The sequence below is a fragment of the Pseudomonas sp. 5.2 genome (assembly GCF_059025405.1).
Window position 1 is genome coordinate 430,609 of sequence record NZ_JBYBHH010000002.1, and the last position, 26,475, is coordinate 457,083.

At 62.7% G+C, this 26,475-nt stretch carries 24 protein-coding genes; 13 read left to right on the forward strand and 11 right to left on the reverse strand.

The annotated features are described in order from the left end of the window. The first annotated feature begins 35 nt into the window (after positions 1-35). From AC5PZ0_RS05630 to pdxH, 4 genes are all read left to right on the forward strand, one after another. On the forward strand, positions 36-2,273 hold the full coding sequence (locus AC5PZ0_RS05630; protein ID WP_493854509.1) for a beta-galactosidase: 2,238 nt from the start codon (positions 36-38) through the stop codon (positions 2,271-2,273). A gap of 120 nt (positions 2,274-2,393) precedes the next feature. Continuing rightward, positions 2,394-3,539, forward strand: a complete 1,146-nt coding sequence (locus AC5PZ0_RS05635) for a serine hydrolase domain-containing protein (protein ID WP_493854510.1) — start codon at positions 2,394-2,396, stop codon at positions 3,537-3,539. A gap of 99 nt (positions 3,540-3,638) precedes the next feature. Next, positions 3,639-4,625: an OmpA family protein gene (locus AC5PZ0_RS05640; protein WP_265968785.1), complete on the forward strand. Its 987-nt coding sequence runs from the start codon at positions 3,639-3,641 to the stop codon at positions 4,623-4,625. Positions 4,626-4,644: 19 nt separating this feature from the next. Next, a complete protein-coding gene (gene pdxH, locus AC5PZ0_RS05645; protein WP_493854511.1) occupies positions 4,645-5,292 on the forward strand; it encodes a pyridoxamine 5'-phosphate oxidase in 648 nt (215 codons plus the stop codon). A 31-nt stretch (positions 5,293-5,323) separates the two neighbouring features. Here the strand turns inward: pdxH and AC5PZ0_RS05650 are convergent, their stop codons facing one another. Further along, positions 5,324-5,566 (reverse strand): hypothetical protein, encoded by a 243-nt coding sequence (locus tag AC5PZ0_RS05650; protein ID WP_027594231.1) that lies wholly within the window; start codon positions 5,564-5,566, stop codon positions 5,324-5,326. Between the two features lie 151 nt (positions 5,567-5,717). On the opposite strand from AC5PZ0_RS05650, the gene AC5PZ0_RS05655 reads away from it, so the two are divergent. Further along, positions 5,718-6,182: an outer membrane lipoprotein gene (locus AC5PZ0_RS05655; protein ID WP_027594232.1), complete on the forward strand. Its 465-nt coding sequence runs from the start codon at positions 5,718-5,720 to the stop codon at positions 6,180-6,182. A 78-nt stretch (positions 6,183-6,260) separates the two neighbouring features. Here AC5PZ0_RS05655 and nhaA read toward each other — a convergent pair whose 3' ends face one another. From nhaA to AC5PZ0_RS05695, 8 genes are all read right to left on the reverse strand, one after another. After that, positions 6,261-7,436 (reverse strand): Na+/H+ antiporter NhaA, encoded by a 1,176-nt coding sequence (gene nhaA, locus AC5PZ0_RS05660; protein ID WP_099430248.1) that lies wholly within the window; start codon positions 7,434-7,436, stop codon positions 6,261-6,263. A gap of 325 nt (positions 7,437-7,761) precedes the next feature. Then, complete coding sequence (locus AC5PZ0_RS05665) at positions 7,762-9,375, reverse strand: NAD(P)/FAD-dependent oxidoreductase (protein ID WP_099430247.1); 1,614 nt, start codon at positions 9,373-9,375, stop codon at positions 7,762-7,764. 103 nt (positions 9,376-9,478) lie between these two features. Next, positions 9,479-10,153 (reverse strand): COG3650 family protein, encoded by a 675-nt coding sequence (locus tag AC5PZ0_RS05670; RefSeq protein ID WP_099430246.1) that lies wholly within the window; start codon positions 10,151-10,153, stop codon positions 9,479-9,481. Positions 10,154-10,390: 237 nt separating this feature from the next. Beyond that, positions 10,391-11,092, reverse strand: coding sequence for an ABC transporter ATP-binding protein (locus AC5PZ0_RS05675; protein WP_085273538.1), 702 nt, complete (start codon positions 11,090-11,092; stop codon positions 10,391-10,393). Continuing rightward, positions 11,093-11,860 (reverse strand): high-affinity branched-chain amino acid ABC transporter ATP-binding protein LivG, encoded by a 768-nt coding sequence (gene livG, locus AC5PZ0_RS05680; RefSeq protein ID WP_027594237.1) that lies wholly within the window; start codon positions 11,858-11,860, stop codon positions 11,093-11,095. It lies immediately after the preceding gene. Continuing rightward, complete coding sequence (locus AC5PZ0_RS05685) at positions 11,857-13,113, reverse strand: high-affinity branched-chain amino acid ABC transporter permease LivM (RefSeq protein ID WP_085273537.1); 1,257 nt, start codon at positions 13,111-13,113, stop codon at positions 11,857-11,859. Before AC5PZ0_RS05685 ends, livG begins: the two co-directional genes overlap by 4 nt. Continuing rightward, a complete protein-coding gene (livH, locus tag AC5PZ0_RS05690) occupies positions 13,110-14,033 on the reverse strand; it encodes a high-affinity branched-chain amino acid ABC transporter permease LivH (RefSeq protein WP_008097482.1) in 924 nt (307 codons plus the stop codon). Before livH ends, AC5PZ0_RS05685 begins: the two co-directional genes overlap by 4 nt. Positions 14,034-14,220: 187 nt before the next feature. Continuing rightward, complete coding sequence (locus AC5PZ0_RS05695; RefSeq protein WP_027594239.1) at positions 14,221-15,336, reverse strand: branched-chain amino acid ABC transporter substrate-binding protein; 1,116 nt, start codon at positions 15,334-15,336, stop codon at positions 14,221-14,223. 360 nt (positions 15,337-15,696) lie between these two features. On the opposite strand from AC5PZ0_RS05695, the gene AC5PZ0_RS05700 reads away from it, so the two are divergent. Together AC5PZ0_RS05700 and AC5PZ0_RS05705 are read left to right on the forward strand one after the other, a co-directional pair. After that, on the forward strand, positions 15,697-16,008 hold the full coding sequence (locus AC5PZ0_RS05700) for a DUF2288 domain-containing protein (protein WP_027594241.1): 312 nt from the start codon (positions 15,697-15,699) through the stop codon (positions 16,006-16,008). Positions 16,009-16,213: 205 nt separating this feature from the next. Next, positions 16,214-17,101 (forward strand): NAD(P)-dependent oxidoreductase, encoded by an 888-nt coding sequence (locus AC5PZ0_RS05705; RefSeq protein ID WP_027594242.1) that lies wholly within the window; start codon positions 16,214-16,216, stop codon positions 17,099-17,101. Here the strand turns inward: AC5PZ0_RS05705 and AC5PZ0_RS05710 are convergent. Both AC5PZ0_RS05710 and rapA read right to left on the reverse strand, forming a co-directional pair. After that, a complete protein-coding gene (locus tag AC5PZ0_RS05710) occupies positions 17,001-19,265 on the reverse strand; it encodes a putative bifunctional diguanylate cyclase/phosphodiesterase (RefSeq protein ID WP_099430244.1) in 2,265 nt (754 codons plus the stop codon). The genes AC5PZ0_RS05705 and AC5PZ0_RS05710 overlap by 101 nt on opposite strands. 281 nt (positions 19,266-19,546) lie before the next feature. Further along, positions 19,547-22,393, reverse strand: coding sequence for an RNA polymerase-associated protein RapA (gene rapA / locus AC5PZ0_RS05715; protein ID WP_099430243.1), 2,847 nt, complete (start codon positions 22,391-22,393; stop codon positions 19,547-19,549). 151 nt (positions 22,394-22,544) lie between these two features. Between rapA and AC5PZ0_RS05720 the strand changes: the two genes are divergently transcribed. The 6 genes from AC5PZ0_RS05720 to AC5PZ0_RS05745 all read left to right on the forward strand — a co-directional run bounded on the left by AC5PZ0_RS05720 (position 22,545) and on the right by AC5PZ0_RS05745 (position 26,475). Beyond that, on the forward strand, positions 22,545-23,240 hold the full coding sequence (locus AC5PZ0_RS05720; RefSeq protein WP_027594244.1) for a M949_RS01915 family surface polysaccharide biosynthesis protein: 696 nt from the start codon (positions 22,545-22,547) through the stop codon (positions 23,238-23,240). 61 nt (positions 23,241-23,301) lie between these two features. Then, complete coding sequence (locus tag AC5PZ0_RS05725; protein WP_085273530.1) at positions 23,302-23,631, forward strand: aspartate-semialdehyde dehydrogenase; 330 nt, start codon at positions 23,302-23,304, stop codon at positions 23,629-23,631. A gap of 67 nt (positions 23,632-23,698) precedes the next feature. After that, positions 23,699-23,860 carry a hypothetical protein gene (locus AC5PZ0_RS05730; RefSeq protein WP_176515004.1) on the forward strand — a complete coding sequence of 54 codons (162 nt, stop codon included), beginning with the start codon at positions 23,699-23,701 and terminating at the stop codon, positions 23,858-23,860. Between the two features lie 135 nt (positions 23,861-23,995). Continuing rightward, entirely contained in the window at positions 23,996-24,112 is a 117-nt protein-coding gene (gene ccoM, locus AC5PZ0_RS05735) for a cytochrome c oxidase subunit CcoM (protein ID WP_003254862.1), read from the forward strand. Between the two features lie 181 nt (positions 24,113-24,293). Beyond that, a complete protein-coding gene (locus AC5PZ0_RS05740) occupies positions 24,294-26,282 on the forward strand; it encodes an FUSC family protein (protein WP_493854512.1) in 1,989 nt (662 codons plus the stop codon). Beyond that, a complete protein-coding gene (locus AC5PZ0_RS05745; RefSeq protein WP_027594247.1) occupies positions 26,269-26,475 on the forward strand; it encodes a DUF1656 domain-containing protein in 207 nt (68 codons plus the stop codon). Before AC5PZ0_RS05740 ends, AC5PZ0_RS05745 begins: the two co-directional genes overlap by 14 nt.

The following is a 26,475-nucleotide window of genomic DNA, read 5'->3' on the forward strand; positions in this document are numbered from 1 at the left end:
GGCTCACGAGGGCCCTGAAGGAGAGCCCCAGCCCTATGGTCCGCCGTACCCTGCCTGTCGTATTCGCCCTGTTGTTCAGCTCGCCCTTGCTGGCCGGGCAGCAGACGCTGTTCAGCTTCGTGCGCCCGGCCTCGGTGGTCAACGTGGTGACCGAAGATGCCGGCATGCCGCAGTACAACGCAGAGCAAACGGCCGGGGGGGAGGTGCTGCGGCGTGTGGTGTTCAACCCGGTCGAGCGGCCGACCCTGCGCCTGAGCCCGCAAAGCGGTGCCTGGGACTGGTCGGCCGGGCAGTTCCTGACCTTGCGCCTGCAAAGCGCCATGGATTGGGCGCTGACTGTGGATGTCACCGTGCTGGGCACTGATGGCCGCACGCTGACCAGCCGCATCGACCTGCCAGCCGGGCCGGCCCAGACAGTGATGGTGCCGCTCACGGCCACCTCGCCGTTGAGCCAGGGTATGCGCGCTGGCCCGCCAATGCCGTGGACGTATGCCGGCCAGCGCCTGCTGCTGACCAGTAGCGCGGGCGCTGTAGACCTTAAGCAAGTGGCCTCTGTCAGCCTGACGATCCCCAACCCCAAGGTGGCGCAGAGCCTGCTGATCGAGAAGGTGGGTATTCAGGATGACGACCAGGCCTACAAAGCTGCCTACCACGAGCTGATCGATGCTTATGGCCAGTCCACGCGTGGCCAATGGCCTGAAAAAATCGGCAGCGACGAGCAGCTCAAGGCTGCCGATGTGCGCGAACAGCAGCAACTCAAGGGCTGGCTGGCAGAGCTTGGCAAGCAGCCCCTGGACACCTATGGCGGGCTGCTGGACGGGGCGGCGTTCGAGGCCAAGGGCTTTTTCCGAACCGAGAAGCGTGATGGGCGCTGGTACCTGGTAACGCCGGATGGCCACCCGTTCTACTCGCTGGGTGTCAACGCCGTAGCCGCGGATGGCGGGCGCACCTACGTCGAAGGCCGTGACGGCATGTTCAAGGCGCTGCCCGGCGATAATGATCCGCTGACGGCGTTCTATGGCAAGGGTAACAACGACGACGGCAATGCCTCGTCGCAAGGGCGCAACTTCAAGCAGGGGCGATGGTTCGACTTCTATGCCGCCAATATCCAGCGCACCTATGGCAAACCTTGCCCGCCCAGCGTTGAGGGGCAGCCTGCAGTAGAGTGCCCGCCATTGGTGCTGGATGCCTCGCGCTGGCAGACGCACGCGCTCGATCGCCTGCAAGCCTGGGGTTTCAATACCCTGGGTAACTGGAGCGATTCGGCGTTGGGCCAGGCCAAGCGCATGCCCTACACCTTGCCGCTGTCGATTGTCGGTGACTACGCCAGCATCAGTACGGGCATGGACTGGTGGGGCAGCATGCCCGACCCCTTCGACCCTCGGTTCGCCATGGCCACCGAGCGCGCGGTCGCCATTGCCGCCCGGGACCACCGTGATGACCCGTGGCTGATCGGCTACTTCGCTGACAACGAGCTGGCCTGGGCCGCCCCGGGCAATGACCCCAAGGCCCGCTACGGGCTGGCCTACGGCACACTGCGCCTGACCACCGACGTGCCCGCCAAGCGTGCCTTCCTCAAGCAACTGCGGGACAAATACCGCAACCAGGAGGGCCTGTCCAAGGCTTGGGGGATTGAACTGTCGGCCTGGGAGCTGATGGAAGACCCCGGTTTCGAGGCCCCCTTGCCCAACCCGGAGCACCCGGAAATCGAGCGGGATTACCAGTACTTCCAGCAGGTGTTCGCCGAGACCTATTTCAAGACCATCGCCGATTCGTTGAAGTGGCACGCGCCCAATCACCTGCTGCTCGGCGGCCGCTATGCGGTGAGCACGCCAGAAGCGGTGAAGGCCTGCGCGGAGTTCTGCGACGTGCTGAGTTTCAACTTCTATACCCTCAAGCCTGAGGACGGTTACGACTTCGCCCGCCTTGCCGAGCTGGACAAGCCGGTGCTGGTGTCCGAGTTCCAGTTCGGCTCCCGCGACCGTGGGCCGTTCTGGCCGGGGCCGTTGGAGGTGGCGCGTGAAGAAGACCGTGGGCCGGCCTATGGCAACTTCCTCAAGGCCGCGTTGGCGCAGCCGATGATCGTCGGTGCGCATTGGTTCCAGTACCTGGACCAACCGGCCAGTGGGCGGCTGCTCGATGGTGAGAACGGGCACCTGGGGCTGGTGGCCATCACCGATGTGCCCTACTCAGGGTTCGTCGAGGCGGTGCGTAAAAACAACCAGCAGGCCATTGGTCAGTTGCGCGCGCAGTTGGTCAAGCCGCAGCCGTGAGCCATCGGGCCCGTCAAACGGCCCCTTTACCTGCGACCACCCAGCCTAAGCCAGTTTGCAAAACCGCCAACTACTGAAACAATGCACGCCATTTTCAGAAGGTCGTACGGAGAACAGTGGGTGCAGATCCAGGGTCACTATGAGCTGAAGTTCGAGGCGGTGCGTGAAGCCTTCGCCGAGTTGTTCGATGATCCCCAGGAGCGTGGCGCGGCGCTGTGCATCCAGGTGGGCGGCGAGACCGTGATCGACCTGTGGGCGGGCAGCAGCGACAAGGACGGGCAGCAGGCCTGGCACAGCGACACCATCGCCAACCTGTTCTCCTGCACCAAGACATTCACCGCCGTCACCGCCTTGCAACTGGTAGGCGAGGGCAAATTGGCGCTGGATGTTCCTGTCGCGCGTTACTGGCCCGAATTCGCTCAGGCCGGCAAGCAGTCCATCACCCTGCGCCAGTTGCTCAGCCATCGCGCTGGCCTGCCGGCCATCCGTGAGTTGCTGCCTGCCGAGGCGTTGTATGACTGGCAGGCGATGGTCGATGCCTTGGCCGCCGAAACCCCGTGGTGGGCGCCTGGCACCGAACACGGCTACGCCGCCATCACTTATGGCTGGCTGATCGGGGAGCTGATCCGCCGTGCAGACGGCCGTGGCCCCGGCGATTCGATCGTGGCCCGTACGGCCCGGCCATTGGGGCTGGACTTCCATGTCGGCCTGGCGGATGAAGCGTTTTACCGCGTGGCGCATATCGCACGCGGCAAAGGTAACCCCGGCGATGCCGCGGCCCAGCGCTTGCTGCAGGTGACCATGCGTGAGCCCGAGGCGCTGTCGACCCGTGCGTTCACCAACCCGCCAGCGATTCTCACCAGTACCAACAAGCCCGAGTGGCGGCGCATGCAGCAACCGGCGGCCAATGGCCACGGTAATGCCCGCAGCCTGGCAGGCTTCTATGCCGGGCTGCTCGATGGCAGCCTGCTCGAGTCCGAGCTGCTCGACGAACTCACCCGCGAGCACAGTATCGGCCAGGATCGCACCTTGCTGACCCAGACCCGTTTCGGCCTGGGCTGCATGCTTGACCAGCCCGAGGTGGCCAATGCCACCTTTGGCCTCGGTGCCCGTGCGTTCGGGCATCCCGGCGCGGGCGGCTCGGTAGGTTTCGCCGACCCGGAGCACGATGTGGCATTCGGTTTTGTGGTCAATACCCTTGGCCCGTATGTGCTCATGGACCCAAGAGCCCAGAAGTTGGTCCGCGTCCTTGCCAGTTGCCTTTGATCGGGTAATGCGGGTATTGGCTGACCCCTTTGACTATCCTCAATGTCTACGCGTTAAGTGCGTTGGCAAAATTTCCTTCTATTTCATGGTGTATCGCTGATGTCTTCACATAAAACCTTAGCACTCGCCCTGTGCCTGACCGCCGTCACCGGCTGCGCCAGCCACTCCCCGGACGCCGCGAAGGACAGTGGTTTCAACTGGTGGCCTTTTGGGTCGGACCAGGTTGCCGAGCAGGAAGTGAAGCAAGCCGTCACCGAAAAGGTCGCCAAGGCCGATGCCAAGTCCGAAAGCGCAAGCCGCTGGTGGTGGCCGTTTGGCGGCGACGACACGGCCAAAGGGCCTGTTGTACCGAAGATCGACCAGAAAGCCACCCAAGCCTGGTTGGACGAATACGAGCCCAAGCTGCGTGAAGCCATCAAGGACAGCAAGCTGGAACTGGAGCGCCGTGACAACGTGCTGGCGGTGACCATTCCGGTGGACAGCTCCTACAACCCTGATCGCCCGAACATGCTGCTGCCGATGACCCTGGGCCCGATCACCCGTGTGGCCAAGACCGTCGAGGGCGATTCCAAGACCGCCGTGTTGGTGCTGGGCCATGCCGACAGCAGCGGTGTTGCAGCGGCTAACCAGAAACTCAGCCTGGAGCGCGCCGCCTCGGTGTCGGCGATTTTCCGCCTCAGCGGCCTGCAACGTGATCGCCTGAGCCTGAAGGGGATGGGGTCGGTCATGCCGCGCGCCGCCAACGACAGCGCCGAAGGCCGTGCACTGAACCGCCGTGTGGAATTGCTGCTGACGCCACAGAACACCATGCTCGCGCTGCTGGCCAAGTACCAACAGGCCGCGCCGGCACCGACCCCAGCGTCGATGGTCGCAGTGCAAGATGCCAAGGCACCTGCCGCCAAGGCCGTCAGCACCAAACCGGCTGCCAAGGCCGCTGCCAAACCGGCCGCGAAAAAGCCTGTCGCCAAGGCCAAGGCACCCGCCAAGACGGCTGCAAAAAGCAAAGCCGCGCCGGCCAAGCCCGCTGCCAAGAAGGCGACCACCGACAAGAAAGTAGCCGCCAACAGCCCTGCGAAGACCAACTGATCGTCAAGGAAACGCAGCCATGACTCAAACCCTGGCCGATATGCGCCGCGACTACACCCGTGATGGCCTGGCAGAAGCCCAGGCCCCGGGGGAGCCGTTCGCTTTGTTCCACCAGTGGTTCGCCGATGCGGTGAAGACTGAACAACCCCCGGTCGAGGCCAACGCCTTGACCCTCGCCACGGTCGATGGCGAGGGCCGGCCCCATTGCCGCGTCTTGCTGCTCAAGGGGCTCGATGACCGTGGTTTTACCTTCTTCACCAACTACGAAAGTGCCAAGGGCCAGCAACTGCAGGCCAACCCTTTCGCCGCCATGACGTTCTTCTGGCCGGCGCTGGAGCGCCAGGTACGTATCGAAGGGCGTGTGGAAAAGGTCACGGCCAAGGAGTCGGACGACTACTACCAGGTGCGACCGCTGGGCAGCCGCCTGGGGGCTTGGGCCTCGCCGCAAAGCCAGGTAATAACCGGCCGCGAAGCGTTGGAAGCGCTGGTAAAGGCGACCGAGGCGCGGTTCTGTGACAATCAGCCGCATTGCCCCGAGCACTGGGGAGGGTACCGTCTGTTGCCTGAGCGTATCGAGTTCTGGCAGGGGCGGGCGAGCCGCCTGCATGACCGGTTGAATTACCGCCTGGTCGATGGGCAATGGCTGCGAGAGCGGCTGGCGCCTTGAAAACCCTGGGGCCGCTTGCGGCCCCAGGTGTTTATTCCGCTACGCCGGGATAAGCCTCGGCCTCACGTGCCAACCAACTCGCCAGCGCCTTGCGCTTGACCTTCTCTCTGCGTGCCTGCTCCAGCCGCTGCAACATGTAGTCACGCTTCTGCGCATCCTTCCCGGCCAGCGATAGCGCCAGGTCGCGGTCCATCCAGCGGCGCATGCGCACATACAGCCACCCATGGAAGTACAGCCCTGCGACAGTTGTCACCACGACGATGAAGTAATCCATGGCTATCCTTGGTCTCACTTGAAAGGCCCCACGATACAGTCCATGCAGGCTGTACCCAGGCTGAATGAAAACAATTTTATTGCGTCTGCGTCGTGACAGCCGTCAACGCGCAGCGTCTAATGGACACCGATGACTTTTGGAGATTTTACCTATGCGTAAATCCGCTTTGCTGGTGGCGACCTTTACCACCATGTCGCTGTTGCTGGGGGGCTGTGCCTCGAGCCTGACCGGCGATAGCTACTCCCGTGATGAGGCCCGTCGCGTGCAGACAGTGCGTATGGGTACCATCGAATCCCTCCGTCCGGTCAAGATCGAAGGCACCAAGACCCCAATCGGCGGTGGCGCTGGCGCCATTGTCGGTGGCGTTGCCGGCAGTGCAGTCGGTGGTGGCCGCGGCAGCATCGTTGCGGCCGTAATTGGTGCAGTGGCCGGTGGCCTGGCAGGTTCTGCCGCCGAGGAAGGCATCACTCGCACCCAGGGTGTTGAAATCACCGTGCGTGAAGATGACGGCAGCATGCGTGCCTATGTGCAGGCCGTTCAGGAAAACGAGATTTTCCGGGTTGGCGACCGTGTTCGCATCATGACCGTCGACGGTACCAGCCGCGTCTCGCACTGAGCCTTGACCCGGTTATAGCGCAACAATAAAAAACCCCGACATGGCCATGCCAGTCGGGGTTTTTTAATGCCACTTTTTTTAGCTTGCGAGGGGTTTGCGGCTAGCCATCGCAGTGACGGCATAGCCGATGACCGCGGCGAAGAACGAGCCCGTAAGGATGCCCATGCGGTCCATGCCCGCATAATCGCTACTGCCTGGCACGAATGCCAGCGAGCCCACGAACAAGCTCATGGTGAAGCCGATGCCACAGAGGATCGCCACCCCCAGCAATTGCCCCCAGTTTGCGCCTGCCGGCAACGCGGCCATGCCAAGTTTGATCGCAACCCAGGTCAGGCCGAAGACCCCTACCGTCTTACCCAACAGCAAGCCGACAGTGATACCCAGCGGTACTGGATGAGTGAAGCTGTCCAGGTTCATGCCTGCCAGCGAAACACCGGCGTTGGCGAAGGCGAACAGCGGCAGAATGGCGTAGGCAACCCAAGGGTGCAGGGCATGCTCCAGGGACAGCAGCGGCGACGTTTCGGCGTTGCGGGTGCGCAGTGGGATGCACAGCGCCAGGGCGACACCCGCCAGCGTGGCGTGAACACCGCTCTTGAGCACGCACACCCAAAGCACCAGGCCGATGATCAGGTAGGGCCCGAGTTTGACCACGCCAAGCCGGTTCATGGCCAGCAGCGCTACCAGGCAGGCGCCGGCCAGCAACAGCGAGACGCTCGACAAGGTGCCCGAATAGAACAGGGCAATGACAATGATCGCGCCCAGGTCATCGATGATCGCCAGGGTCATCAGGAACAGCTTCAGCGAGACCGGTACCCGCTTGCCCAGCAGTGCCAGCACGCCCAGGGCGAAGGCAATGTCGGTGGCGGTGGGGATGGCCCAGCCGGCGACCGCAGCCGGGTCGTCGCGGTTGATGAACCAGTAGATCAGTGCTGGTATCACCATGCCACCCACCGCAGCGGTAGCGGGCAGGACTATCTGCGAGGGCTTGGAGAGGTGGCCGTCGACCACCTCGCGCTTGACCTCCAGGCCGATGAGCAGGAAGAACAGCGCCATCAGGCCGTCGTTGATCCACAGCAGCAAGGGCTTGGCGATTTCCAGCGCGCCAACTTTGACCGCCACCGGGACGTCGAGCAGGCCGTTGTACAGGTAGGACAAAGGTGAGTTGTTGATGACCAGCGCAAGAACGGCCGCGGCGATCAGCAGCAGACCGCTGGCAGCTTCGAGCTGAAAGAATCGGGTGAAGAGGCTACGCACGGGCTATGGGCTCTCCCTGAGAGATTAAGGATGGAACGGGCGTACACCCTAGCCTGTGGCGATATGCTTTAAAACAAAAACTATATTCGTTTTTGTTATATGTTATTGCTGCCTGGGCTGTGGCAAGCCTAGACGGTGTTGCGGAATGCGTGGGTAGGGGAAATCCGATTATCTCTGCAGGCTTTTCTGGCACTGCAGAGCCCCGCAGACTGGATTCCGTGTAGGAGCAGCCTTGCGCTGCGAAGAGGCCGGTGAAAGCAGCGAAGCTCTATGTGCTGCCACCGGCCTCTTCGCAGCGCAAGGCTGCTCCTACCAGAGGCGGGCCTTATGCGTTCAGCCCGAGCATATCCCGCGCCACCGCCTCGGCAATGCGAATGCCATCGACGCCAGCGGACAGAATACCGCCCGCATAACCCGCACCTTCGCCTGCTGGGAACAGCCCCTTCAGGTTCAGGCTCTGGAAGTCTTCACCCCGGGTAATGCGCAGCGGCGAAGACGTGCGCGTCTCGATGCCGGTCAGTACAGCATCGTGCAGGTTGTAGCCCTTGATCTGCCGATCGAATGCCGGCAGTGCTTCGCGGATCGCCTCGATGGCGAAGTCCGGCAAGCTCGGCGCCAGGTCGCCCAGGGTCACGCCCGGTTTATAAGACGGTTCGACACTGCCCAGGGCCGTGGACGGCCTGCCGGCCACGAAGTCGCCAACCAACTGCGCCGGTGCCTGGTAGTTGCTGCCACCCATCACGTAGGCGTGGGCTTCCAGGCGCTCCTGCAGCTCGATACCGGCCAACGGGCCACCCGGGTAGTCGCGTTCCGGGTCGATGCCGACGACGATGCCGGAGTTGGCATTGCGTTCGTTACGCGAGTACTGGCTCATGCCGTTGGTAACGACGCGGCCAGGCTCGCTGGTGGCCGCGACCACGGTGCCGCCTGGGCACATGCAGAAGCTGTACACCGAACGGCCGTTCTTGGCGTGATACACCAGTTTGTAGTCGGCGGCGCCAAGCTTCGGGTGGCCGGCGTACTTGCCCAGGCGCGCCTTGTCGATCAGCGTTTGCGGGTGCTCGATACGGAAGCCGACCGAGAAGGGCTTGGCCTCCATGAACACGCCCTTGGCGTGCAGCATGCGGAACGTGTCGCGGGCACTGTGGCCCAGGGCCAGGACCACATGGCGCGAATGCAGCTGCTCGCCGCTTTCCAATACCACGCCGGTCAGTTGCCCATCATCGGTCAGCAGGTCGGTGACTTTCTCCTGGAAGCGCACTTCGCCGCCCAGGGCGATGATGTCCTGACGCATCTGCTCGACCATACCGGTCAGGCGGAAGGTACCGATGTGCGGCTTGTTGATGTAGAGAATCTCATCGGGCGCACCGGCCTTGACGAACTCTTCCAGCACCTTGCGGCCGTGGTGCAGCGGGTCCTTGATCTGGCTGTACAGCTTGCCGTCGGAGAACGTCCCGGCACCGCCTTCGCCGAACTGCACGTTGGACTCCGGGTTGAGCACGCTTTTGCGCCACAGGCCCCAGGTGTCCTTGGTGCGCTGGCGCACTTCTTTGCCGCGCTCGAGGATGATCGGCTTGAAGCCCATCTGCGCCAGCAACAGGCCGGCAAAGATGCCGCAGGGGCCGAAGCCGACCACGATCGGGCGTTGCTCGACCTCGGCAGGGGCGTGGCCGACGTACTTGTAGGTAACGTCAGGCGCGACGCCGATGTTGCGATCGTCTTCGAATGTGCGAAGCAGCTCGGCTTCGTTGCTGGCTTCGAGGTCGATGGTGTAGATGAACAGCAGTTCGCTGTTTTTCTTGCGTGCGTCGTAGCTGCGCTTGAACAGGTTGAAGCTGAGCAATTGCTCATCGCGGATGCCCAGGCGCTGGACGATGGCTTCGCGCAGGGCTTCGTCAGGGTGGTCCAGGGGCAGCTTCAGTTCGGTGATTCGTAGCATGGCAGGGTCCAGTATCCCGGCCATGGGCGGCCGGCGGCTTTACACAAACCGCCAAGTATAAGCTGTTCGCCGCCCTGACTGGCAGGATAAAAGCGCCCGGCGATCAGTTGTCGCGTGCACCACCGTAGTAACCGCAGCCTTGCAGCGTCTTGCCATCGATGCGCAGCTCGGCGCGCAAGTGACGAACTGCCCCGGTCGCGCTGTCCACGCAGCGTTGCGGGGCGACCCAAAGCTCCACGTGCTGGCCGTTGGCTTCGCTGGTCAAGGTCAGGCCGCCACCGGGTACTTCTTCTTCCAGGAACGGCAGGGGCAGCGGCGCCTGGCCTACGCGGCTGACGACCATGCCTTTGCCGCTGGCTTTGATGTCCCAGTCGGGTTCGTGGCCGTTGGCACGCAAGGTCAGTTGTTTGAAGTTGGGGTCTTCACAGGCCCGGGTCGAGGGCTCCAGGCGGTACAGGCGGCGGACGTCGAGCTGGCCGTCGGTGTTGGCCTGCTTGCTGCCGGTCAGGCGGCCGCGCACGTCGGCGAACAGCTTGTCGCCAGCATCCTTGGCGAGGTTGGCGGCTTCCTGCAGGATGCCAGTGCTGGCGGCGTCGTTGATCACGAAACGGCGGCTTTCATTACAGGGTTTGAACAGCAACTGGCCCCCGGCGGCGCTCAGTTCGCCCTGCATGCGCGTGGTGCCGATGTTCGGGTCGGTCGGCGTGGCAGCCATGAGCTGGCAGCCGGCGAACAGGGGCAGCATGGCGGCGAGCAGCAGGGAGGGGGTGAGGCGCATGGGGCGGGCTCCGGCGATCGTTGCAAAAGAGCTGGCCACGTTACTCAGGGTGCGCGGCGATCACAAGCTTTGTTGATAGCCTGTGCCGGCCTCTTCGCGGGTAAACCCGCTCCCACGGACCCGCAGAGACTTCCAAAGCTGTGCAGTACCTGTGGGAGCGGGTTTACCCGCGAAGAGGCCGGCACAGGCCATATAAATGCAGCAGGTAGAACAAAGGGCCCGAAGGCCCTTTGCTCATCAACCACCCAGATACGCGTCACGCACCTTCGGGTCACTCAGCAGCGCTTCACCCGTGCCCTGCATCACCACCCGTCCGTTTTCCAGTACATAGGCACGGTCGGCGATCTTCAGCGCCTGGTTGGCGTTCTGCTCCACCAGGAACACGGTCACGCCGTCACGGCGCAGCTGTTCGATGATGTCGAAGATCTGCTGGATGATGATCGGGGCCAGGCCCAGCGAGGGCTCGTCGAGCAACAGCAACTTGGGTTTGCTCATCAGCGCCCGGCCAATGGCGAGCATCTGCTGCTCGCCACCGGACATGGTGCCGCCGCGCTGGATATAGCGCTCCTTCAGGCGCGGGAACAGCTGCAGGACCTTGTCCAACTGCTCCTGGTAATCGCCCTTGTCGGTGAAGAAACCGCCCATGGCGAGGTTCTCTTCGACCGTCAGGCGGGCGAACACGCGGCGCCCTTCGGGGACTACGGCGATGCTCTTGCGCATGATGTGCGAGGAGGTCTGGCCGACCAGTTCTTCACCCAGGTACTTGATGCTGCCACTGTGCGCCTGCGGCGAGCCGCACAAGGTCATCAGCAGGGTCGACTTGCCTGCGCCGTTGGCGCCGATCAAGGTGACGATCTCGCCCTGGTTGATTTCCACGTTGACGCTGTGCAGTGCCTGGATCTTGCCGTAGAAGGTGGAAACGTTCTCGAACTTCAGCATTTACGCTTCCCCCAGGTAAGCCTTGATCACATCAGGATTGTCGCGAATCTGCTCCGGCGTGCCGTCGGCCAGGGGGGTACCCTGGTTGATCACCACGATATGGTCGGAGATGCTCATCACCAGCTTCATGTCGTGCTCGATCAGCAGCACGGTGACGTTGTGTGATTCGCGCAGGTAGGCGATCAGGGCCTTGAGGTCTTCGGTCTCTTTCGGGTTCAGGCCTGCTGCCGGTTCGTCGAGCATGATGATCCGTGGCTGGGTCATCATGCAGCGGGCGATTTCCAGGCGGCGTTGCTGGCCGTAGGCGAGGGTGCCGGCGGTACGGTTGGCGAATTCGGTCAGGTTGACCTTCTCCAGCCAGTACTGCGCGCGTTCCATGGCTTCCTTCTCGCTGCGGCGGAAGCTCGGGGTCTTGAACAAGCCTGCGAAGAAGTTGGTGTTCAAGTGCCGGTGCTGGGCGATCAGCAGGTTCTCCAGCGCGGTCATTTCCTTGAACAGGCGCACGTTCTGGAAGGTCCGTACCACGCCCTTGCGGGCGATCTGGTGGCCGGCCAGGCCCTGGATCGGCTGGCCATCGAGCAGGATGGTGCCGCCGCTGGGCTTGTAGAAGCCAGTCAGGCAGTTGAACACGGTGGTCTTGCCAGCGCCGTTCGGGCCGATCAGCGCCACCACCTGTTTTTCCTTGACGGTCAGGGCCACGCCGTTGACCGCCAACAAGCCGCCGAAGCGCATGCTCAGGCCGCTGACTTGCAGAATTTCGCGGCTCATCGACGCAGCTCCATGTGTGGACGTTGCATAGGCAGCAGGCCTTGCGGACGCCAGATCATCATCAACACCATCAGCGCACCGAACATCAGCATCCGGTATTCGCTGAACTCACGCATCAGCTCAGGCAGCAGGATCATCACGATGGCCGCGAGGATCACGCCCAGTTGTGAGCCCATGCCGCCGAGCACGACGATGGCGAGGATGATCGCCGATTCGATGAAGGTGAACGACTCGGGGGTCACCAGGCCCTGGCGTGCAGCGAAGAAGCTGCCGGCGAAACCGGCGAAGCAGGCACCCAGGGTGAATGCCGAGAGCTTGATCACGGTAGGGTTCAGGCCCAGTGCGCGGCAGGCGATTTCGTCTTCACGCAAGGCTTCCCAGGCACGACCGATCGGCATGCGCAGCAGGCGGTTGATGACGAACAGCGCCAGCAAGGCCAGCAGCAGCGCTACCAGGTAGAGGAAGATCACCTTGTTGATCGAGTTGTATTCCAGCCCGAAGAACTCGTGGAAGGTCTGCATGCCCTCGGCGGCACGGCGTTCGAAGGTCAGGCCGAAGAACTCTGGTTTGGGGATGTTGCTGATGCCGTTAGGGCCGCCGGTCCAGTCGGTGAGGTTACGCAGGAACAGGCGGATGATCTCGCCGAAGCCCAGGGTCACGATCGCCAGGTAGTCGCCGCGCAAGCGCAGCACCGGGAAGCCGAGCAGGAAGCCAAAGGTGGCGGCCATCAGGCCGGCGATCGGCAGGCAGACCCAGAAGCTCCAGCCCAGGTAATGCGACAGCATGGCATAGCTGTAGGCACCTACGGCGTAGAAGCCCACATAACCCAGGTCGAGCAGGCCCGCGAGGCCGACCACGATGTTCAGGCCCAGGCCCAGCAACACGTAGATCAGAATCAGCGTGGCGATGTCGACCGCACCGCGCGAGCCGAAGAACGGCCAGACCAGCGCAGCCACGATCAGCCCCATGATGATCCAGCGCTGGGTCTTGGGCAGGGTCAGGTAGTTGCTCACCGCAGGCGGGACCAGCTTGCGATCCGAGCGGCGGCCCATCACCGAACTCCACTGCTTGTCGAACAGCACGCGCAGGAACATCAGCACCGAGCAGACGGCGATGATGCTGATGGTGAACGACCCTTGGCTATGCACGGCCAGGCTGATGCCGTCGATGCTCAGTTTCAGGCCGAGCACCGGGAAGGCCACGGCCCAGACCAGCAAGGCGCTGAAGAACGCCTGTTTAAGATTTTTGTTCATACTTTTTCAACCTCCGGGCGGCCCAGGATGCCGGTCGGCCGGAACAGCAGGACAAGTACCAAGAGACCGAATGCCACCACATCCTTGTACTGGTCGCCGAAAATGTCGGCGCCGAAGGCTTCGGCCACACCCAGCACCAGCCCACCGAGCATGGCGCCCGGAATGCTGCCGATGCCACCCAGCACAGCGGCGGTGAAGGCTTTGAGGCCCACCAGGAAGCCGGCGTTGGGGTTGATCACCCCGTACTGCATGCTCAGCAGCACGGCCGCCACCGCCGCCAGTGCGGCACCGATGACGAAGGTGAGGGCGATGATGTTGTTGGTGTTGATGCCCAGCAGGTTGGCCATCTTGATGTCCTCGGCGCAGGCACGGCAGGCGCGGCCCAGGCGGGAACGGGAGATGAACAGGGTGAGCAGGGTCATGGCCACCAGGGTGACGACGAACACCAGGATCTGCATGTAGCTGATCAGTACTTCTTCAGCACCGCCTGGCCCGAAGGAGAAGCTCCCAGGGATCAGGTTGGGGATGGATTTGTCCTTGGAGTCCTGCGAAAGCAAGACGGTGTTCTGCAGGAAAATCGACATGCCGATGGCGGAAATCAGCGGGATCAGACGGTTGCTGTTGCGCAGAGGGCGGTAGGCAACCCGTTCGATGCTGTAACCATAGGCACTGGTGACGAAGATCGTCGCGACGAAGGCGACGGTCATCAGGATCGGCAGCGAATGGATACCCATCATGGCCAGGCCCGCCAGGGCGATGAAGGCCACGTAGGAACCGATCATGTATACCTCGCCGTGGGCGAAGTTGATCATGCCAATGATGCCGTACACCATCGTGTAACCGATGGCGATCAAGGCATAGGTGCTGCCGATGGTCAATCCATTAACCAGTTGTTGGAAGAAATGGTAGATCTCAGGCATTACAGCGCTCCTAAAAACCTGATTTGCATTTCACTGGCAGGGGTACGGCCAGGAAACCGCGGGTGACGGTTTTAAGATTTTCAGGTGGACCGGCCCCCGGATCGCGGGGATCAGGCCCATGAACCTCGTAAAACAAAGCCCACTGCTCGCACAGTGGGCTTCTACGGTCAGCTATTTAGTCACGCAGTTACTGAGGGGAAACTTCAGTCTTCGGCTTGCCGAAGTGCCATTCGTAGACCACGAATTTGAAGTCTTTCAGGTCGCCCTTGGCGTCGTACGACAGGTCGCCGGTAGGGGTCTTGAAGGTGCCGTTGTGGATGGCTTCGGCAACCTTGGCGGTGTCTTCCGACTTGGCAGCCTTGATGCCTTCAGCGATCAGCTCGACAGCCGAGTAGGCCGGGAACACGAACGGGCCACTTGGGTCTTTGCCGTCAGCCTTGATGGCGTCGACGATGGCCTTGTTCGCAGGGTCTGCGTCGAACGACTTCGGCAGGGTAACCAGCAGGCCTTCGGAAGCGCCCTGGGCGATCTGCGAAATGGAGTCGTTGCCGACACCTTCCGGCCCCATGAACTTGGCTTTCAGGCCTTTTTCCTGAGCTTGACGCAGGATCAGGCCCAGCTCTGGGTGGTAGCCGCCGTAGTAGACGAAGTCGACGTTGTTCTGCTTGAGCTTCTGGATGATCGAGGAGAAGTCCTTGTCACCGGCGTTCAGGCCTTCGAAGACGGCTACCTTGGTGCCTTTGCCTTCCAGGGTCTGCTTGACCGCGGTGGCGATGCCTTCACCGTACTGCTGCTTGTCGTGCAGGACCGCAACGACCTTGGGCTTGACGTGGTCGGCGATGTAGTTGCCGGCTGCCGGGCCCTGGGCGCTGTCCAGGCCGATGGTGCGGAAGATCAGCTTGTAACCACGGGCGGTGATTTCTGGGCTGGTGGCGGCGGGGGTGATCATGATCACGCCTTCGTCTTCGTAGATGTCGGACGCAGGCTGGGTGGAGCTGGAGCACAGGTGGCCGATGACGAACTTGACGCCGTCGTTGACCACTTTGTTGGCGACTGCCACGGCCTGTTTAGGGTCGCAGGCGTCGTCGTATTCCTTGGCTTCGAGCATCTTGCCATCGACGCCGCCCTTGGCGTTGATGTCTTTGATGGCTTGCTTGGCGCCGATGAACTGCATGTCGCCGTACTGGGTGACAGGGCCGGTCTTAGGCCCTGCGATCCCGATCTTGATGGTATCGGCGGCAAACGAATGGCTGGCTACCCCGGCCAGAACCATTGCGGCGAACAGCTTGGAAATCTTGATCATAGTGCTCCACTCATTCTGTTGTAATTCTTATAGTCCTGGCGGCCAGGGCTACAGACCGGGCGGGATTTGCGGTATGGCCACGCCATACTGCATGCCCACCTTCCCCCGGAACATGTCCCGGAACTGTACCGGTACAGTGTAGAGCGCTGTCCGAGCGCTTGAAAAGCGGTCAAAAAGAGCCTGTTTCCTGGGTTGTCGCTTGATCGACACAAAGATACAGAAAGGCGCCATCAATTTGCCTGTATCTGCGGCCCCACCCCCTAAGTTCGGGGCCGATCGACCAAATTACGTATTTGAAACCGGGTTTTTCTGCAAAAATACCGGCCTTTTTTATTGGCCGATTTTTGCGGGTACAAACCCATGACTGATCAAACAAGCACCCTCTATGCCAAATTGCTTGGCGAGACGGCAATCATCGAGTGGAAAGCACTGGAGCGCTTCTGGGCGAAGGGTGACCTGATTTGGGTCGACCCCAGCCTGGACCTGATCGCCGTTGCCGAAGCAATGGCCGAGAATCGCAGCGAGATCTTCGCCAAGTGGCGCAGTGATGGCACTGTGGGGCCGGTCACTGCTGAGCAGGCATTGGACCTGCAAAACCGCGACCCAGAGATCTGGGCGGTGGTGGTTTCACCGTTTATCGTGATTCAAGCGAAGCGTTCGGAATCGGCGTGATCGTTTTTGGTGCGTGAAAATGCGCAGCCCGCCTTAATTTGGTGCTTGAAGGCGATCAGCCGGGTAGAGGTAAGTAACAATTCGGCGTGGCGGTAACAGTTTACGGGATGCGTAATGTGGCCGCTGCGCGCCCCCTCGCGGGTATACCCGCGCCTTAGGCCCTGAATGCGGCCTCAAAAAATAACAAATGTGCCAGGAGTCGTTCATGAGTTCACAACTACCTTCGCTAGGATTCGCCGGCATTGGCCTGATGGGCCTGCCGATGTGTCGGCGCTTGCTGGCTGCCGGCTACCCCTTGACGGTGTGGAACCGCAGCCCGGACAAATGCGCCGAACTGGTGGCGGCTGGCGCGCGCCTGGCAGCAAGCCCGGCCGCGTTGTGCCGCGACAGCGATATGGTGCTGCTGTGCCTGGCTGACACGCCGGTGGTGCGCGAGGTGGTGTTTGGTGAACAGGGCATTGCCCAGGGCGGGCGCAGTGGCCAACTGCTGATCGACTTTTCAAGCCTCGAACCGACCGCCACCCGTGAGATGGCTGCCGAGCTCGCTGCGTTGTGTGGCATGGCCTGGCTGGATGCGCCGGTGTCCGGTGGCACGCCGGGGGCCGAGGCCGGCACCCTGGCAATCATGGTCGGTGGCGAAGCGGCTGACTTGCAACGCGCGCAGCCGGTGCTGCTGACCCTGGGCCAACGTGTAACGCACATGGGCGCCGTGGGTGCAGGCCAGGTGACCAAGGCTTGCAACCAGATGATCGTGGCCTGCAATGCGTTGGTGATCGCCGAAGTGGTGGCGTTGGCCGAGCAATCGGGGGTTGATGCGACACTGATCGCCGAGGCGTTGGCGGGAGGTTTTGCCGATTCGAAACCCTTGCAGATCCTCGCTCCGCAAATGGCCGAAAGCCGCTTCGAGCCGATCAAGTGGCATGTGCGTACGCTGCTCAAAGACCTCGACAGCGCGGTCAAATTCGCCCGCGAGCAGGGCTCGGCGACACCGCTCAGTGGCCTCGCCGCGCAATTGATGCGCTTGCACGGTAGCCAGGGCTACTTGCAAAAAGATCCGGCGACCCTGGTATCGCTGTATCGCAGCAAGGGCTGAGCACGCCTTTGTGGCGCTCCAGCCGCTCCAGGATGGGCCGCAATTCGCCCAACGCCACCGGGCGGCCGAGCAGGTAGCCTTGCAGGTAGTCGCAGCCGTGGGTTTCGAGGAATTCAAGTTGCTCGACGGTTTCCACCCCCTCACTGACTACCTGCAAGTGCAGGGTGTGGGCCATGACGATGATGGCCTGGACGATCTCGCGGTCTTTCTGGCTGCCGGGTACCTCCTGCAGGAAGGTCCGGTCGATTTTCAGCACGTCCAGCGGCAGGCGCTTGAGGTAGGCCAGTGACGAATAACCGGTGCCAAAGTCATCGATCGACAAGGCCACGCCGAGGGCGCGCACGCGCTTGAGCAGGTTGACCGTGCGATGAATATCGCCCATCAAGGCATTCTCGGTGACTTCAAGCTCCAGGTGGCGGGGCGCCAGCGCCGAGTGATACAGCGCTTTCTCCACTTCGCTGGGTAGCTCATCGTGGCTGAGGGTTACCGCCGAGCAGTTGACGGTGACCTTGAGGTCGGCAAAGCCGTGACGGTGCAGTTGCGCCAGGTCGGCGCAGGCGTGGCGCAGCACCCACAGGTCGAGGTCGATGATCAAACCATTCGCTTCGGCGATACCGATGAACCGGTCGGGCCCGAGCAAGCCGTGTTGCGGGTGCTGCCAGCGGACCAAGGCTTCGAGCTTGGCCACCTGGCCATTGCGCAGGTCGAAGATGGGCTGGTAGTGCACGCACAGCCCGCGTTCCTCCAGCAGCGCGATGCGCAGTTCTTCTTCCAGCTGCAGGGCGAGGGTGGCGCGGGTTTTCAGGCTGTCGTTGAAGAAGTTGAGGCTGTTGCGGCCGTTGCCCTTGGACTGGTACAGGGCAAGGTCGGCGTGCTTGAGCAGCTCTTCAGCGGTGTGGCCATCGTCGGGGAAAATGCTGATACCGATACTGGTGGTCATGACCATGCGCCGGCCACCCAGGTCGATGGGCTCCTTCATCCGTTGCATGATGCGCTGCGCCAGGTGGCGTGCCTCGTCACGGTTGTTGAGGCTGGTGACCACGCAAAACTCGTCGCCCCCGAAACGCGCCACCAGGTCGTGGCTGCGGGTGGCTGCCTTGATGTGGTTGGCAATCACCTTGAGCAATTCGTCGCCGGCGGCATGGCCAAGGCTGTCGTTGATCCGCTTGAAATGGTCGATGTCGAGGAACATCACCGCCAGGCGGTTTTGACTGGCGGTCTGTTCGGCGAGGCGTTCGGCGAAGACCTGATTGAAACCGCGGCGGTTGATCAGGTTGGTCAGGGCGTCGTAATGCGCGGCCTGTTGCAGCGAGGCCCGTGCCTGGTCGAGCTGGCTGAGCAGGATGCTGACCCGGCGCAGGTCATGCTCCTTGCTTTGCAGCTTCTTGTCGGCCAGTGCCGCACTGATGCTGGCGCCGCTGATCAGCAAGGTAATGAAGGCAATGGTCAGCCCCAGTTGCAGGCTGTTGTCTGCCGAGGGCAGGCGCAGGGCGGTATCGGCGGGAATGACCAGGGTCATGGCCGACATCGCGGTGAAGTGGGTGGCTACGATGCCACCGGCCATCACCAGGCTGGCACCGTACTTCAGGGCTTGGTGCAACGTGCCGCTGCCATTGCGGAAATACCGCGCCAACAGCAACGCCGCGAGGCTGGTGAGCATAGCGATGACCACGCAGGCGAGTAACAGCCCGGTCTGGTAGTACTGCCGGGCGCCGGTCTCGAGGGCGGCCATGCCGACAAAGTGCATCAGGATAATACCGGCACCAATCAGCACGGCACTTTGCAGGTAGTGCTGCACTCGCATTTGGCTGCGGTTGAGGCTGTTCATGCCCAGCCAGGCAACGATCAATGCAATGAGCAACGAGAGGACGGTCAGCGAGACGTCGTAGTGGACTTCCACCGGCGCCTGGAAGGCCAGCATGCTGATGAAGTGCATGGCCCAGACACCGCCAGCCAGGCAACAGGCGCCAAGCACGCGCCACTGGCGTTGTGCGGTGGGGTGTTCGTTGTGGGATTGGCGCTCGGCCATGTCCAGGGTCGCGAAGCAAGCCGCGCAGGCCACGGTAAAGGCGAGCAGAACAAGGAAAGGCTCGTGGCGACAATCGATGACGATGCGTCCGGTTGCCGGCAGATCGGCGAACAGTTGCAGTCCCAACCAGTCCATTGCGTGCCTCTTGGCCGAGTTTTCACGCGTCTCCGGTAGAACGCCTTGGGAGACTGTCCAGAGGCAGTATAGGAAGAGGTGGTTAGGCCTTCCTGACTAATGGCACTTTGATTTCTACGATTTGGTTATGCGTTCAATAGCAGCCAGGAATATGGCTGCTGGTGCCGCGCCACCTGTAGGAGCAGCCTTGTGCTGCGAAAAGGCCGGTAAAGCCACAGCATTGGCTGTGCTTGAACTGGCCTCTTCGCAGCGCAAGGCTGCTCCTACAGGGGCGGGGTGTATCAGCCGGCTACCAGCACGCGAATGGCTTCGAGGCGCAGGGCAGCTTTCTCAAGCATCGCCAGGCCTTCTTCACGCTGCTTGCGCAGGGCGTCAATTTCGCTGTCGCGCACGCTTGGGTTGACGGCTTGCAGGGCAACCATGCGCGCCAGCTCTTCGTCGGCCTCGGCCTGCAAGCGACGCTGCGCTTCGGCCACACGCTCGACGTGGGTCGGCATGATCTTGGCTTCACCACCACTGATGCGCTGGGCCAATATATCCCGCTGCGCCTGGACGAACTTGTTGGCGCTGGCGCGCGGCACGCTTTCGAGCTGGTCGTTGAGCGTTTCGAATGCCACGCGCGACGCCAGGTCGTTGCCGTTGGTGTCGAGCAGGCAGCGCAGGGCTGCCGGCGGGAGGTAACGGCCCAACTGCAGGGCGCGCGGTGCCACTACCTCGCTGACGAACAGCAGTTCGAGCAGCACGGTACCTGGCTTCAGCGCCTTGTTCTTGATCAGCGCAACGGCGGTGTTGCCCATCGAGCCGGACAGCACCAGGTCCATGCCACCCTGAACCATCGGGTGCTCCCAGGTCAGGAACTGCATGTCCTCGCGGGACAACGCCTGGGCGCGGTCGTAGGTGATGGTCACGCCTTCGTCGTCACCCAGCGGGAAGCTGGCGTCGAGCATTTTCTCGCTCGGCTTGAGGATCAGGGCGTTTTCCGAATGGTCTTCGCTGTCGATGCCGAACGCGTCGAACAGGGTTTCCATGTAGATCGGCAGGGCGAACTGGTCATCCTGTTCGAGAATTGCCTCGACCAGTGCCTGGCCTTCACCGGCCCCGCCAGAATTGAGCTCCAGCAGGCGGTCACGGCCGCTGTGCAGCTCGGCTTCCAGGCGCTCGCGTTCGCCGCGGGCATCGGCCACCAGTGCATCCCAGGCTTTGCTGTCACCGCTTTCAAGCAGCGGCAGCAGGCGAGGGCCGAACTGATGCTGCAGGGCATTGCCGGTCGGGCAGGTGTTGAGGAAGGCGTTGAGCGCTTCGTGGTACCACTGGAACAGGCGCTCTTGCGGGCTGTCCTGCAGGTAGGGCACGTGCAACTGGATGGTGTGCTTCTGGCCGATCCGGTCGAGACGGCCGATACGCTGCTCGAGCAGGTCCGGGTGGGCCGGCAGGTCGAACATCACCAGGTGATGAGAGAACTGGAAGTTGCGGCCTTCGCTGCCGATCTCGGAGCAGATCAGCACCTGGGCGCCGAACTCTTCGTCTGCGAAGTAAGCGGCGGCGCGGTCACGCTCGAGAATGCTCATGCCTTCGTGGAAGACCGAGGCAGGAATGCCGGAGCGCACGCGCAGGGCGTCTTCCAGGTCCATGGCGGTTTCGGCATGGGCGCAGATCACCAGTACTTTGGTGCGCTTGAGCATCTTCAGGGTATCGATCAGCCAGTCGACCCGAGGGTCGAAACGCCACCAGCGCTCGTCGTCAGTGATGTCGCCCTGCGCCTGGAAGGCGACTTCCGGGTACAGCTCGGCTTTTTCGCCAGGCGGCAGGTCGCGGTACTGCTCCGGCATCGCTACCGGGTAGGCATGCAACTCGCGCTCGGGGAAGCCCTGAACGGCTGCGCGGGTATTACGGAACAGCACGCGGCCAGTGCCGTGGCGGTCGAGCAGCTCGCGGATCAGGCGCGCGCTGGCTTGGGTGTCGCCATCGCTGACGGCTGCCAGCAAGGCTTCGCCTTCGGCCCCGAGGAAACCATGGATGGTGGCGTGGGCCTCCGGCGACAGGCGACCCTCGTCAAGCAGCTCCTGTACCGCCTCGGCGACCGGGCGATAGTTTTCGCTCTCGGCACGGAACGCCACAAGGTCGTGGAAACGGTTGGGGTCGAGCAGGCGCAGCCGGGCGAAGTGGCTGTCCTGGCCGAGCTGTTCGGGGGTGGCGGTGAGCAGCAGCACGCCAGGGATCACCTGGGCCAGTTGCTCGACCAGGCCGTACTCGGCGCTGACCTGGTCTTCATGCCAGACCAGGTGGTGGGCTTCGTCGACCACCATCAGGTCCCAGCCTGCGGCAAACAGCGCGTCCTGGGCTTTTTCGTCGTCCACCAGCCATTCCAGGGCCACCAGCGCGAGCTGGGCGTCTTCGAACGGGTTGCTGGCATCGCTCTCGATGAAGCGCTCGGCGTCGAACAACGCCACTTGCAGGTTGAAGCGCCGGCGCATTTCCACCAGCCATTGGTGCTGGAGGTTTTCCGGGACCAGTATCAGTACGCGGCTGGCACGCCCTGAGAGCAGCTGGCGATGGATGATCAGGCCTGCCTCGATGGTTTTGCCCAGGCCGACTTCGTCCGCCAGCAAAACCCGGGGTGCGCTGCGGTCAGCGACTTCACGGGCGATGTGCAACTGGTGGGCGATCGGTTGTGCGCGGCAGCCACCCAGGCCCCAGAGCGACGACTGCATCTGCTTGCTGGTGTGTTGCAAGGTGTTGTAACGCAGGCTGAACCACGACAGCGGGTCGATCTGGCCGGCGAACAGGCGGTCGCTGGCCAGGCGGAACTGAATGAAGTTCGACAGTTGGGTTTCCGGCAGGGTACGCGGCTGGTTTTGCGCGTCCAGGCCGTGGTACACCAACAGGCCATCGACATCGTCGACCTCGCGCACGGTCAGCTTCCAACCGTCGAAGTGGGTGATCTGGTCACCTGGCGAGAAGCGCACGCGGGTCAGCGGCGCATTGCGCAGGGAATACTGGCGGGTGTCGCCAGTGGCCGGGTAGAGCACGGTCAACAGGCGGCCATCCTGCGCCAGGATGGTACCTAGGCCGAGCTCTGCTTCGCTGTCGCTGATCCAGCGTTGCCCCGGTTGATACTGCTGCGCCATACTGCCTGAACTCCCGCGATGAAAAGCCGGCTATGTTAACGGATCGGCCGGTCAGACCAAAGTGTTGAAGTGCACCGAAGGGTGCCGAAGACCAACAGTCTAGCCGTTTCATCGACCAACACCGTCTTGTAGACGAGGGCCGCGCACCAACATGTCCGCCAAGCACCGCTGGTTGAACGTATCCCTGGCCGTGAGCAGCCTTGTGCTGCTGGCCGGCTGCGAGCAAAAAAGCTTCGAGACCTTGCCGGCGATTACGCCCGGGCAGCTTGAGGCACTGGGCGTGCAGACGCCGATCAAGAGCGTGCACTTTCGTGACCGCGACGGCGAAGGCCTGCTGGTGCTGAGCCGCACCGACGGCCAGGCCACCGACGCGGAAAACCAGCAGGAAGTGGACAAGGTAGTGCTCAAGGCCACGCTGTATGGGCGCACGGCCGAAAGCGATGCGTTCAAGGCACGCTGGCAGATCGAGCAGGAAACCACCTGCCCGGGGCTGGACCTGGATGTCGACTTCTATTCCGATGTCAGCGATGTCAGTGACCTGAACAAGGACGGTATCGCCGAACTGACGGTTGCCAGCCATGCCTTCTGCGGCGGCGGCATCGACCCTCACGATATCGCCATCGAAATGCGCGAAGGCCAGGCTATCTACACCATTACCGGCCAATCGCTGATCACCCCGGCGGGCGAGGAGCCGATCGGCGGCGAGCGCGAAGACAGCGCCTCGCTCAAAAGCGCGCCGCAGGTACTGCGCGAGCACATGGACGCAGTCTGGCAGCAGGTCTACAAGCGGCCCTGGAGCGAGGCGAGCCCGCCGAGCGATGACGACCCCGATGACGAAGTCGAATAAGCGTTGTCTCTATTCAAGGTAGGACAACGCCCGCCGATACAGGGGTAATAGGAGACTTTCCATGTTGCCGCCGATTATTCCGCTCAGTGCAGCCCCGGTAACCTCGCAACAGGACCCGGTCAAACCCACTCCCGACATCAAGCCGGTGGTCCCCGCGCAGCCGACCTCCGGTGAAAGCGCCATCAACCTCAAGCAGCAGCGCGACCCGCAGGAGCAGGCCTTGATCCTGCGTGATGAACAGCGTCGTCAACAGCAACGTCGGCAAAAAAGCGACAGCGAGCTTTACAGCGCGTTACCGGGCGATGAAGTCAACGCCGACAACACCGTGCCGGTCGCCCCCTTGATGGGCGAGAGCCCACGCCAGGGGCTGCTGGTCGACATCGAAGTCTGACGCGGGGCTGGTCAGCGTCACTGGCTGGCTTCATCATGCAAGTCTCTGTTGATCGTCGAGCCCACCCATGAGTCAAGACAACCTCATCGATTTCGATGCCGAACGTGCCAAGCGCGTCCACGACCTCAAGGAAAAGCGCCTGAACGAAGTGCGCCAGGCCTTCGAGCAAGCCATGCCCCTGAGCACGGCAAAGAAAAAGAAGCCTAAGGGCAAGCCCAAGAAGCGCTGAAACTTGACGCAGGTCAACCCTGCGCCCGCCTCGCGTGCCCGGTCCCGGGCACCATTGACCCCGGTCAATTTTCCCCGCCCCCACATTCGTTACCTTGCATCCATCGGACAACGGCAAACGAAGAGGGAGGCCGACATGTTCTTCGACAACGTGGTTATCGCAGGTGTGGTAACGGTCGGGTTGATGGTCGCATTCTTTGCCGGTCTGGGCATTTTCATCTGGAAGGACTCGAACAAGCGCAAGCCGCGCTGACCTTCCGGGTTCACGAGCACGCAAGGCATTTAGGGCGACTTCGGTCGCCCATTTTTTTTGCCTGCTAAAAGTTGGGCAGCGCATCTCAATAAAGATGATTAGCTAGCTAATTAATCGTTTCCGCATTATCCTTCGCTTCATTGTCTATCGTTTACCTGATCATCCCCGCAAGGTCCGCCTCGTGCCCATCACTCTCCAGGCCCTGTTCGCACCCAGCAGCCTCGCCCTCAAGTTCGCCATCAAGACCGTGCTCGGTGGCGGCCTGGCGCTTTGGCTGGCGATGCGCTGGGGGTTGGAGCAGCCGTCATGGGCATTGATGACGGCGTTCATCGTGGCTCAGCCGTTGTCCGGCATGGTGGTGCAGAAGGGGCTTGCGCGCCTGGCCGGCACCCTGGTCGGCACGTTCATGTCGGTAGTCTTTATCGGCTTGTTCGCCCAGACGCCAGGCCTGTTCCTGATCACCCTCGCGCTGTGGCTGGCACTGTGCACGGCCGCGTCGACCCAACTGCGCAGTGCCTGGGCCTACGCCTTTGTGCTGGCCGGTTACACCGCCGCGATCATCGCCCTGCCGGCGATCGACCACCCGTTGCAGGTGTTCGACCAGGCCGTGGCGCGCTGCACCGAGATCTGCCTGGGGATTTTCTGCGCTACCGCCACCAGCGCCCTGATCTGGCCGCTGCGCGTGGAGCAGCAACTGAGCGGGCAAGCCCGGCAGGCTTGGCAAAATGGCCTGCAGGCGGCCAGTGCCATGCTGGGGGGAGAGGATGAAGCGCGCAAAGGGCTGCTGGAAAGCCTTGGGCGCATCGTCGCCATCGACAGCCAGCGCGAACATGCCTGGTTCGAAGGCAATCGCGGGCGTCAGCGGGCGCGCGCCATTCGCGGCCTGAGCCAGAAGCTGATGGTGCTGCTGCGTATCTCCCGTTCGGTGCGCCGGCAGTGGCGCCAGCTCGATCAAGGAGAAGCTCGGCACCTGGCGCCCTGGCTGGAGGCGGTGCGCGCGCAGTTGGGTGCACCCGACCAACCCGGCCTGTTGCTGTTGCGCCAACGCATCTGGGATGCCGCCCATGATGAGCGGATAAGCGCTGCTGAACATTACTGCCTGGCGCGCATGACGCTGTTGCTGGACTACGCGATGGCTGCGACCCAGGCGCTGGACGACGTCGAAGCGGGCAGGGCGCCCAAGGATGTGTCCCAGGGCCTGGCCGCACACCGCGACTGGTCGCTGGCACTGTTGTTCGGTTCACGCAGCGCGCTGGCGTTTCTGGTGATGAGTGGCTTCTGGCTGGCGACCGCCTGGCCCTCTGCGCCGGGCGGCCTGGTGCTGACCTGTGTGGTCTGCAGCCTGTTTGCCAGCCGCGAGAACGGCGCTCAGATCGGCCTTAGTTTCTTGCGCGGCATCTTTTTGGCGATCCCCGCGGCGTTTCTGGTCGGGCAGATTCTTTTGCCGCAGTGGAGCAGCTTCGCCATGCTCTGCCTGGGCATGGGTGTGCCGCTGTTTCTGGGGGCGCTGGGCATGGCCCACCCGCGTACCGGCGCGACCGCGACTTCGTATTGCCTGCACTTCATCGTGTTGGTATCACCGCTCAATGCCATGCAGTTTGGCGTGGCCAGCATGCTCAACAGCGCGCTGGCGATGCTGGTGGGCGTGTCTGCTGCGGTGATGGCCTTTCGTTTGTTGGTGTTCCGTCACCCGGCCTGGCTGGGCCGGCGCTTGCGGGCGGCGACCCAAAGCGACCTGGTGCGCCTGACCCGGCGCGACCTGCGTGGCGCCGACAGCTGGTTTGGCGGGCGTATGGCCGATCGCCTCTTGCAACTGGCGCGGCATGCCGGCGAATTGCCCGAAAGCGAGCGCAAGCGTTGGGATGACGGCTTGCACGGCCTGGACATCGGCGACGAACTGGTGCACCTGCGCATGTGCCTGGCGGTCGCCCAGGCGCCGTTGGGCCGCGCTGAACGCGAGTACCTGCAGCAGGTGGAGGCGGTACTGGCCAAGGGGCCGGCGCCGGGCCGTGGGCAACGCCTGGACAGCGCCAGTGAGCAATTCATCGCCGCCTTGCGTCGGCTGCCGGCAAGCGACCCGTTGCGCCTGGCTGAAGGTGCAGTGCTGCAGTTGCAGAAGAGCTGGGGCAAATGGTGCCGCTGGCAGGAGGACGTGCATGGGGTTGCGTGAATGGGCGCTGGGCGGCGTGCTGCTGAGCCCGTTTCTGATTTATGTGCTGCTGGCGTTGGTGCTCACCGGGGTGTTGCGCTTGTTGGTACAGGCCACGCCGTTGGGTCGCTGGATCTGGCATGAAGCGCTGTTCGACGCGGCGTTGTTCGTGTGTGTGTTGTTCCTGGTGGTGCGAGTACTAGGGGCTGCATAA